Source organism: Sneathiella sp., from assembly GCF_036960985.1.
Lineage (GTDB): Bacteria > Pseudomonadota > Alphaproteobacteria > Sneathiellales > Sneathiellaceae > Sneathiella.
In genome coordinates, this window is record NZ_JBALWD010000034.1 from 37,022 (window position 1) to 46,841 (window position 9,820).

General features: G+C 49.1%; 8 protein-coding genes. 2 read left to right on the plus strand and 6 right to left on the minus strand.

All coding sequences use genetic code 11. The annotated features are described in order from the left end of the window. Positions 1-38: 38 nt before the first annotated feature. Both folE and V7723_RS16450 read left to right on the plus strand, forming a co-directional pair. Complete coding sequence (folE, locus tag V7723_RS16445) at positions 39-644, plus strand: GTP cyclohydrolase I FolE (protein WP_335685578.1); 606 nt, start codon at positions 39-41, stop codon at positions 642-644. A gap of 12 nt (positions 645-656) precedes the next feature. Beyond that, positions 657-2,108 (plus strand): TrkH family potassium uptake protein, encoded by a 1,452-nt coding sequence (locus tag V7723_RS16450; RefSeq protein ID WP_335685579.1) that lies wholly within the window; start codon positions 657-659, stop codon positions 2,106-2,108. On the opposite strand, the gene V7723_RS16455 is transcribed toward V7723_RS16450, so the two are convergent. From V7723_RS16455 to argF, 6 genes are all read right to left on the minus strand, one after another. Next, complete coding sequence (locus V7723_RS16455) at positions 2,065-5,223, minus strand: efflux RND transporter permease subunit (protein ID WP_335685580.1); 3,159 nt, start codon at positions 5,221-5,223, stop codon at positions 2,065-2,067. The genes V7723_RS16450 and V7723_RS16455 overlap by 44 nt on opposite strands. After that, on the minus strand, positions 5,223-6,473 hold the full coding sequence (locus V7723_RS16460) for an efflux RND transporter periplasmic adaptor subunit (RefSeq protein ID WP_335685581.1): 1,251 nt from the start codon (positions 6,471-6,473) through the stop codon (positions 5,223-5,225). The genes V7723_RS16455 and V7723_RS16460 overlap by 1 nt, the downstream gene beginning before the upstream one ends. Before the next feature lie 7 nt (positions 6,474-6,480). Next, positions 6,481-7,122 carry a CerR family C-terminal domain-containing protein gene (locus V7723_RS16465; protein ID WP_335685582.1) on the minus strand — a complete coding sequence of 214 codons (642 nt, stop codon included), beginning with the start codon at positions 7,120-7,122 and terminating at the stop codon, positions 6,481-6,483. A gap of 176 nt (positions 7,123-7,298) precedes the next feature. Then, positions 7,299-7,892, minus strand: coding sequence for a hypothetical protein (locus V7723_RS16470; protein WP_335685583.1), 594 nt, complete (start codon positions 7,890-7,892; stop codon positions 7,299-7,301). Positions 7,893-7,985: 93 nt separating this feature from the next. Then, entirely contained in the window at positions 7,986-8,900 is a 915-nt protein-coding gene (gene hslO, locus V7723_RS16475) for an Hsp33 family molecular chaperone HslO (protein ID WP_335685584.1), read from the minus strand. A 29-nt stretch (positions 8,901-8,929) separates the two neighbouring features. Continuing rightward, positions 8,930-9,820 (minus strand): ornithine carbamoyltransferase (gene argF / locus V7723_RS16480; RefSeq protein WP_335685585.1); only part of this gene is annotated, 891 nt, incomplete at its 5' end.

A 9,820-nucleotide genomic window follows, 5' to 3' on the forward strand; every position in this document is an offset into this window, starting at 1 on the left:
ATTACAGCGTTCACTGAGCATGAGGACGGCGTTAAAAAATGAATGAGCATTACAAGCCTACCGCATCACAGGATGAAAAGCCTGAGAAGGAAGAAGTTGAAGAAGCAATCCGGACACTCATTCGCTGGGCGGGAGACGATCCTGACCGCGAAGGTTTAGTCGGCACACCAGATCGCGTCGCCCGGTCTTACCGCGAGTTTTTTGCAGGATACGACGAAGATCCGGATGCCTATTTGGCGCGTACCTTTGAAGAAGTAAACGGCTATGATGAAATGGTTGTGCTTAAGGACATTCGTGTCGAAAGTTACTGCGAACATCATATGGTTCCAATAATCGGGGTTGCACATGTAGCGTACATGCCCAACGAACGTGTTGTCGGCATCTCAAAATTGGCGCGGGTGGTGGACGCCTACAGCAAGCGCTTGCAAATTCAAGAAAAACTGACCCGTCAGATCGCGGAAACAATTGACCGCACTTTGAACCCAAAAGGTGTTGCCGTCATTATTGAAAGCGCACATCAATGCATGACGACAAGAGGTGTCCATAAAGATGGCGTGACAATGGTGACCAGCACCATGCTCGGAATTTTCCGAAAGTCAGATATTACACGCCGTGAACTCCTCGCCTTTGTAGGTAAAAGCTAATCCTTAGTCGCCGTGATTAATATACGCATTATCCTGTCCAGTATTGGACTTTTGCTGGTCATTTTAGGACTTGCGATGCTGATCCCCGTTGTCGTGGATCTAGCTGTCGGAAATCGAGATTGGCAAGTTTTCTTTGCCGCTGCCGCCGTCGCTCTTTTCGTCGGAGGCGGTTTGTTTCTTTCCAACCGTGGTGCCGGGGGAGAGTTTGGAATCCGGCAGGCTTTTATCCTCACAACGGTCGCCTGGATTGCCATACCGGCTTTTGCGGCGCTGCCGCTTACATTCAGCGAGCTGGATATTTCTTATACAGACGCTTTTTTCGAGGCCATGTCCGGTCTGACAACCACCGGATCGACAATTTTGACAGGGCTAGATAATGCCCCGCCCGGCATTCTTTTATGGCGCGCATTGCTGCAGTGGCTTGGTGGAATTGGCATCATCGTGATGGCGATCGCCATTCTCCCGCTCCTCAGCATTGGTGGTATGCAGCTCTTTCGAATGGAAGCGTCTGATGTCTCGGCGGAAAAAGCCATGCCGCGGCTTACTGAAATCGTTAAAATGATTGCCTTCATCTATTTGGCCTTGAGCATCATTTGCGCAATCAGCCTTTGGGCTGCCGGCATGACGGTTTTTGAAGCAATTGCACATACCATGACAACCATTTCAACCGCCGGGTTTTCAACCTCTGACGGATCGATTGGTTATTTCAACAGCCCGCTTATTGAAAGCATAATCGTCGTCTTTATGATCATGGGTGCGCTACCCTTCCTGATGTATATGCATCTGATACAAGGAAAGCCGGGCAGCTTTCTCAAAGACAGCCAAATTCGCTGGTTTCTCAGTATTCTTTTAATCGGAATATTAGCCATGGTGCTGTGGCAAATGACCGAAGAAAATTTGGGATTTTGGCTCGCGTTACGCTATGCCACCTTTAATGTAACCTCGGTAATCACCGGGACAGGCTATGCGACGACGGATTATAATGCGTGGGGTGGCTTTGCCGTTACCGCCTTTTTCTTCTTTATGTTTATTGGTGGCTGCGCAGGGTCCACGTCTTGCGGGATCAAAGTATTTCGCTATCAAATACTTATCGAAACCGTTCGCTGCCAACTCATGCAATTGATCCGGCCCAACGGTATCTTCAAACCGCGGTATAATGGCCGGCCATTGGCTGAAGATGCCATAAGCGCTGTCATGAGCTACATTTTTCTTTTCCTGCTCACTTTCGCGATTTTAACGGTTTGCTTAAGCCTGACCGGACTGGATTTCATAACGGCCATTTCCAGTGCCGGAACATCTATAGCGAATGTTGGGCCAGGCTTGGGAGAAATTGTCGGGCCATCCGGATCGTTCAAGACCCTGCCCGATACCGCAAAATGGCTCATGGCATTAGGTATGCTGCTTGGACGGTTAGAGCTGTTTACGGTTCTTGTTCTCTTCTCTGGTCGCTTCTGGCAGCGCTAGAGCCCGGAAAATACAGCTTTTTAAGCCATCCAAAAATACGACCGAAATCCTGTTGAATAATGAGGAGTGATGGGACGACGAACAACACCAGAACCGTCGACGCCATCAACCCGAAGACCAACGTAATGGCCATTGGAATAAGGAACTGGGCCTGCAGACTGGTTTCAAACAATAAGGGTGTTAGCCCGCCAATTGTCGTGAGGGACGTCAATAGGACGGCACGCAATCGATCACAGGTACCATTGACCACTGCATCCTTATAATGTTCGCCATTTTTCAATCTCTCATCAATGATACTGACAAGAATGATCGAATTATTGACCAGTATTCCTGAAAGACCGAGCAGCGCAATCAACGACAAAATGGTCAGATTAAAGCCCAATAGATAATGTCCAAATATTGCGCCAACGACACCAAAGGGAATGATTGCCATGACAACAATCGGGCGCCAATAAGACGAGAACACCCAGGCCAGCACCAGATAGATCGCAGACAGTCCAATCATGGCGCCAAATTTCATATCGGCCAGAGTGTCTGCTTGTTCCTCTGATTTGCCGGCAAACCGATATTTTAAGCTATATTTTTGCGCGATCGCTTCCAGTCCGTCAGCCGCAATGACGTCCAAAACCTGATCGGAAGACGTCGTATTCTCATCTACTTCAGCCGTTACCGCAACTTCGCGTACACCGTCTTCTCTTTTGATACGGGCAAATCCGACCTGGCTTCTTTCTGCAACGACTTCAGATAACGGAACGTCAAAACCGCCGGGGCTCTTAACATAAAAATTTTGCAGGGCACTGACCGAAACCTGATCTCGCGGCAGTTGCACCCTTACCGTAACTTCTTCATCCCCCCGAGCAAATCTCTTGGCAATTATCCCCTCAAAGCCGGCGCGGACCTGCGAAGAGATATCTTCCGTCGTAAATCCGAGTGCCCGGCCTCTGGGAGTTAGTTCTAGAATGATTTCCTGTTTTCCAATGGGCAAATCGTCTTCTATATCAGAGATCCCGCGATACTTGGCCAACAACGATTTCACTTCCAAAGAGGCGGCCTTTAGCCCATCTACATTGTCACCCTTCAGGCGAATGTCGAGTTCCCGGCCCGGAGGGCCCCCGACCCGCTCCGTCAAGGCAATTCTCTGTAATCCCGGTAGCTCACGAATTTCTTCGCGCCAGGCTTTAATAAAATCGGCCGTCCGAATGTCTCTAAAATCTGCCGAGACAAGCTCTACGGTCATGCCACCACGATTATCCCCGGCGACAGAGCTAAAGGCGTCACCAATACTGACACCAATTTTCCCCATGGCATTTTCAACCAGCCCGCCATTTCCGTCCGTTAAGGTATCTTCAGTTGCATATAATGCGCGGTCCAATTCCGCGACCATAGCTTCCGTTCTGTCTCTGGATATGCCAGGCGCAAACACCACATTTGCATTGATGACATCTGCTTCAGGTGTCGGGAAGAAGTTAAAGGCAAGCCGGCCGCCCATCATGAATCCAACGGAAATAATCAACATTGCCACCGCCGCCGCCAAAGTGGCGTATCGCCAACCAACAGCCAGACTGACGATACGTTTAAATAGATGGGTTTGAAAATAATGAAACTTTGCGTCAAACCATTGCCGCATCCGGCTGTCTTTGCCTGCCTGATACTGCAGGGCTTGTTTCATATGCCCCGGCAGAATAAGAAAACACTCGATCAGGCTCGCAACAAGAACAGAGACGACAACCGCCGGAATGGCACCAATGATTTGACCAATGATGTCGCCGATCATAAAGATCGGTAGAAACGCCGCAATCGTTGTCAAACTGGAAGCAAAAACGGGCGCCAACATCCGCAGCGCCCCTTTTTCCGCCGCATCGGCCGCACTTAATCCAGTAGAGCGTAAATACGATGCATGCTCGCCGACGACAATAGCGTCATCCACGATAATCCCGAGCGACATTATGATCGCGAACAAGCTGATCATGTTTATGGATTGACCGGTCACCACCATGACGCCTGCCGTCGCAAAAATCGCTACCGGAATACCGGCAGCAACCCAAAAAGCGACCCGCACGTTCAAAAAGACAAACAGAACGATCAGGACCAATATCAACCCGCTCGCCCCGTTGGTAATCAACAAACGGATCCGATCTTCAATCAAACCTGCCTGAACATCATATTTCTTAATCTGCAAATCTGCCGGCCAGCGATCCTTTTCTTGAGTGAAATAATCATCGACGATTTTTGCCGCTTGCAAGGCATCGGTCGACTGGGCCCGTTGAATTTGTATTTCGACGGCCTGGGTTCCACCTTTTTGCAGCCCGGTTTTCCCTTTTTCCGTAAACTGGTCTTGAACATCCGCGATATCGCGTAAATAGATTTTCTGGCCATTTTCCAGAGATTTTATTTCCAGCTCGCCAACCGACTTGGCATCATTTTTTTGCTCCAAAGATCGCAGTTGGCGTTCAAAACCACCGGCGATCGTACCCAAGGGAACATCTTTTGAATTCGACTGAATGACTTGTGCAACATCATTTAGAGACATATTCATACGCCGCAATTCACGGCGGTTTACATCCACCCAGATTTCTTCGTCTCGCGCCCCAAACAAGGTAATCTTGTCAATGCCGAGGTCCAAAAGATCATCCCGCATGGTTTTTGCAATTTGTTTTAACGCGGCTTCTGAATACGGACCGGAAACCGACAGCCGTGCAATGGGATCATAAATGATGACCCGTTTGACAATCGGTGTTTCCGAGGTTTCTGGAAACGTCGTAATCTGCGTGATGCCTTGTTCGACTTCTGAAAGGGCCGCCTGCATGTCGCCGCCCGGCTCGAACTCCACAACAACCGTACTGCTGCCTTCCACGGAATAGGACGTTACCCGTTTTACGCCGCTTAAAAACCGAACTTCCGGCAAGATTGCCGTGGTTATATTGGTATCGACATCATCGGCACTCGCCCCTGGCCAAACAATTGTCGCCGTAATGACTTCCGTGCCAAAATCTGGAAAAAACTGCGTGTTGAGGCGAAAAATTGACGCAACTCCGACGACAATCATCATGATCATCAGCAAATTGGCAGCGTTTCTGTGGCGGACAAATATCCTGACGAGCCCGGGTAAATCCATTATCGCACCTCAACCCTGAGGTTGGGGCCGATTTCCGGGAACCGCGTTATGATAATAAGCTCTTCATCAAGCAGATCCCCGCGGATAAAATAGTCACCACCGTTCTTCGCGATCACAACAATTTCCCGGGGCTCAATTTTTCCCTCTTTTGCCACATATACCGTATCATCGTTGAAGACACTATATTCCGGTACCTTGATGACATCGTCGTAAGTATTGCCCTTCAAGATTACTTCAACAAATGCACCGGGCCGCAGGAGATCAAGATTGTCATCCCCCTCGAGCACCGCGTAGACCTCGACACCCCCCGAACTGAAACTGATTTCAGAGCTTAATCGAGAAACCTTACCGACATACGAGACTTCCGTATCACCGGAGGACCAGCGCACCGTGATCGGGCGGCCGATAATGCCGGCCGTATTGGCCAACAGTAACCCGTATTGACTGTCAGACAGCAAAAACCGCGCCTCAAGTTGCGACGCATCAATAAGTCGTGCAACCTTGTCTTTGGCATCAATGTTTTTACCGTATTCTGCATTTACTTCGGCCAGATAGCCGCGAAAGGGCGCTCGTAATTTCGTATTCGTGAGGTCTCTCTCAGCCCGGCGAACGCCAACGCCAAGACGGTCTATTACAGCCTGTTGCTGGCCGATGCGGGCTTCGAGGATATCCAACTGGGCTTGACGCAATTCAACAGTTTGTTTCTGCCGCGTCAGCGCGGACTCCGCGTCATCCAAGGCTTTCTCCGAGATATTTCCGCGCTTAGACAGGCTATTAGATCTCACGACATTGCGAATTTCACGTTCCAAGACTTCGCTATCGCGAACGAGCGCTGTTTTTTCCGATTTTTTCGTCGCAACCAACTCATTCAGCCGGGATTTCGCTTCAAGTAATCCGGCCTGGTTTTCGTCCAAACTCGCTTGGAAATCAAAAGGATCAACGGCGATCAGCAATTCGCCTTGCTTCAGTATGCCGCCTTCCCGGAAATTCGGACTGACTTCAATGACTTCACCGCCAACAAGCGAGCGCAATTCGACATCTCTTGCGGCGACCAAGGTCCCGAACAACAACAAATTTATCGACTGATCTTTATGTTGGGCGGCCAGCGTTTCAACCGGCCAAATTCTTTCTCCCGCAACTTCCGGTTCAATCACCGGTTTCGTCTTCACCAAATAGGCAAAAATTATAGCGCCAAGACCCAGAATAAGGAGCGGGATGAGTACCTTCAGTCCCGTTTTGAAAATGTGCATATACCCGTTACCTCGCCCGCATTTCGGGGGCATATTCGCCAAGATCAAGTGTTCTAAGAACCAATTTTGTCACCGAGGATTTAATAATATCAATTTCAGAGGTCCCCATCTTTTTCCAACCCATTCGGGCGGTGACCAACGGCTCATTCAGCGCATATTGCAAGCACATGATGAGGATGGAATGAGTGGTCAATTTTACGGAGGGGTTCGATTCAGGCTCTCCTGAAATTTTGGCAACAAGCATTCCCAACAAATCATGCATGACATTGATATGCCCCTCGAGGACCAGGTCAAAGCACTCCGTTGGCGCTTGCATTTCCCGTATAATCAACCGCATGCGCCATCGCGGGTTTTCAGGCGACATCACACTGTCCAGAAGATCGTTCACAAACTTTATGACGATACTGGCCAGCGCCTGACGATCATCACCTGCGGCTTGCATGTTCGTACTCAGATAAAGACCAAAACCAACTCGAATGGGTTTGAGGTCTTCAATAATCTTTTCGAAAACTGCCCGGTACAGACCTTCCTTATTTTCAAAATAGTAAGAAATTGCCGACAGGTTGACCCCCGCGGCCTTGGCTATTTGGCGCGTTGAAACAGCATCAAACGGCTGATCCGCGAATAGCGGACCGGCTGTTTCAATCATTCTGGTTGCCGCAGATGTATGTTCTTTGTTCATAATAATTAGGTCAATCGTTTGATCTAAAGAAAAATAATAGCAAATCATGCATCGCAACTCAAGTGAGCGCCATCACAATTTAAATCAAAATGACATACGGTTAAGTATGGTACGGGAGGAAAATACCGCCGTTCGAAGATCTTCTAACGGATATAGTTTCCTAGAAAACTACGGATATTCTTTTCCATTTCCACATCAAATCCCTGCATCAAAGCCTCGACCTGAACGTAATATGTCTGCTCTCGCTGATTGAGAGTAATCCCTTCGGGAACAGACTTGGATCGCGCCGCTTCCGCCGTAACAAAGCCGGATGCACCAGAAATCTCGCTGACTTTTACCTCCACAAGGACGTGAAATTTATAAAGTTCGGACTGATTTTTAGTCACCACACTTTTGATGCCAACTGGCTTTTCAAGAATCTCCTCGACGGCACTGGCATCCTTGATCGTAACGGTGGCGACTGCGCCACTATTCCCCGATGCCCGCAATCGATCCCGAACCCAATTTCGGACAGATTGATCTATTTTCACCGGCAACTCATGCTCCACATTTGGAGCTTTCAACGTCGGTCTGAATTCGTTGACGATTTTTATCTCGCTCACATTCAGCATAATGGGATTGAGGTGCTGGAAGGTAATCTCGGGATAGGTGGGAACCGGCGGCGCTTTTACACACCCAACGAGAATAACCGTTACCATCAGAGTCAAAGCTGTGATTACGTGACGCATACCGACCATTTTATCCTCACCTGTACTAAGAGTTGAATAGGATACATTATTACCGCCCAAAATGTAACATCAACCCTCTGATTTTTTCAGATAAAATGCAAATCAGTTTTTCAATTCTTCCAGACTAATTTCATACTTGCTGTTGCAGAACTGACAATCAGCAGTAATGACACCATCATCGGCCATATCACTCAAATCAGTTTCGCCGAACGACTTCAAAGTTGTCAGGACACGGCCCGCGCTGCAACTGCATTGATCCAGCAGTTCTTGCGGATCATATAGCCACACACCATCTTCATGGTACAAGTTGTAAAGGAGCTCGGAGCCTTTGAGGATCGGATTGATCAACTCACCCGGCGTAACCGTGGCGGCCAGAGCTTGTGCGTTTCGCCAATTTTCTTCTTCTTCGTCCTTCACGAAATCAAGGGAACTTTCATCTGGCAGCCGTTGGATCATCAATCCACCCGCCCGCCATTTTCCATCGACTTTGTCGATCGCGATGCGAAGGAGCGTATCCAACTGTTCAGATTTATCGAAATAGTTCTCCATACATTTTGCGAGACTATCTCCTTCAAGATCGACGATCCCCTGATACCGATTACGTTCAACGCCTGCGTCAATAGTAAAAGCAACATAGCCTTTCCCCAAGAATCGTTCCACCCGATCCCCGTCGCTTTCAGACGCTTCGGCAAGCGCAAGCTTATCCTCATCAAAACCGGCATAGCCTCGCAAACTACCAGGCGTCGTCATATCGGCGGCGATCATTGTGATTGCCCCATCGCCTTTGGTTTGGACGGTAAAAATACCTTCAAATTTTAGGGCGCCACCAAGCATAGCGGCCAAAACCAATCCTTCCCCTAAAAACGCCGCGACACTATCCGGATAAGCATGCCGATTGAGGATACTGTCAATGGCATCACCCAGCCGCACAAGCCGACCGCGCACACCCGCCTTCGCCATCTGAAAGGGCTGAATAACATTATCCGTCAGTATTTTCTGATCCAGCTCGTCAGGCATCTGGAACCTTTCTCAAAAGTGAAATTTGATTAAGAGGTGCCGAGGCACCAGCGCAAAACCGCTTTTTGCGCATGCAGACGGTTTTCCGCTTCATCGAAAATCACGGATTGCGGGCCATCCATAACAGCGGTTGTGGCTTCTTCTTCCCGATGAGCAGGCAGGCAGTGCATAAATATGGCATCGTCAGCAGCCTCAGACATCATTGCCTCGTCCACTCGAAAGGGAGCCAGGGCATTATGTCGGTTGGCGGCATCGTCACCCATCGAAACCCAGGTATCAGCGACAATACAATGAGCGCCTGCCGCAGCCTCCCGTGCGTCCTGTGTTACATGAACATTCGCGCCCACTTCTTTCGCCCAATCAAGGGCTCGGGGGTCGGGTGATAAATTCGCAGGGCACGCCACCCTAAATTCAAAACCAAACTGTCCTGCAGCATGAATCCACGACGTTACCATATTGTTGCCATCACCACTCCAGGTGACAATTTTATCTTTAATGGACCCAAGATGTTCCTCAAACGTCATCACATCCGCCATAAGTTGACAAGGATGACTATCATTGGTCAGACCATTGATCACAGGAACCGTGGCATATTCTGCCAGCTCTTCAAGCTTTCCATGATCATCTGTTCGAATCATAATGGCGTCCACATAGCGAGACAATACCCGCGCTGTATCAGCAATGGTTTCACCGCGTCCTAACTGCATGTCTGTACTATTCAGAACAATCGTATCGCCACCAAGCTGGCGCATCGCCATATCAAATGACACCCGGGTCCGGGTTGACGGAAACTCAAATATGGCAGCAAGAGTATGGCCACGAAGAGCCGCATCCCCGTCGACGGTTCCGCGCGGCAATCCAATTCTCGCTTGTTTTACAGAGATGCTGTCATCAATAATATGACGAAGATCATCTTTCCC